This is a genomic window from Pedobacter agri PB92, assembly GCF_000258495.1.
Lineage (GTDB): Bacteria > Bacteroidota > Bacteroidia > Sphingobacteriales > Sphingobacteriaceae > Pedobacter > Pedobacter agri.
The window spans coordinates 1-905 of the sequence record NZ_AJLG01000340.1 but is presented as its reverse complement, the minus strand read 5'-3'; the positions used below and the strand labels follow the sequence as shown (position 1 = coordinate 905).

Here is a 905-nt window from a genome sequence, read left to right as displayed (position 1 = left end):
ACGTACACACTCAACGCGATTTACCTCGCGGTATGATGTGGGCAATCATTATCTGTACCATTTTATATGTAGCAATAGCATTAGTTTTAACGGGGATCGTGAAATCAGATACACTTGCTGTTGGTGATCCATTGGCATTCGTTTTTGATCAGATCAACCTGAAATTAATGAGCGGAATTATTGCCGTAAGTGCGGTATTTGCTATGGCCAGTGTACTTTTAGTTTTCCAAATGGGGCAACCACGTATTTGGATGAGCATGAGCCGCGATGGTTTATTGCCAAAATCATTTTCTAAAATTCACCCCAAATATAAAACCCCTTCCTTTGCGACGATTGTTGTGGGGTTTGTAGTAGCAGTTCCATCACTTTTCATGAATTTGACTATTGTGACAGATCTTTGCTCAATAGGTACTTTATTCGCATTTGTGCTGGTTTGTGCTGGCGTTCTGGTGTTGCAAAATCGTCCTGATGTGCAGCGAGGCAAATTTAAAATACCTTACGTAAATAGTAAGTTTATTGTTCCACTTGCTTTTGTAGCAGCTATCATATTTGCCTTTACCCAATTTGGTAAAGAAACTAAAGCATTCTTCTTTAATTCGCCTAAAACAATTGAAACGGTTTCTTTTGTAACCTCATTAAATGGAGATGAACTCAAAATCGTTAAGGAAGAAATTGTAAAAGATGCAGCACCGCAAATTATGTTGGCTGATAAAGTTGATGCTGAATCTTATTTAAGTGCGCTACCAGGCGATCGTTATGAGCAATTTATCTCAGCTTCAAAAGTATCTATTGAAAAAAAATATGAAAGTGGCTGGAGCTTATTTAAACATAAAATTCCAATGTGGATTTTTCTCATCATCTGCGTGATCATTTCTTACTATTGCATCACAAAGAATCTTTCACTC

The 905-nt window shown here is 37.3% G+C and carries 1 protein-coding gene; it reads left to right on the top strand.

Features of this window, described 5'->3' with window-relative positions:
- A partial coding sequence (locus tag ON09_RS23775; protein ID WP_010603570.1) for an APC family permease occupies nt 1–905 on the top strand: 905 nt, incomplete at both ends.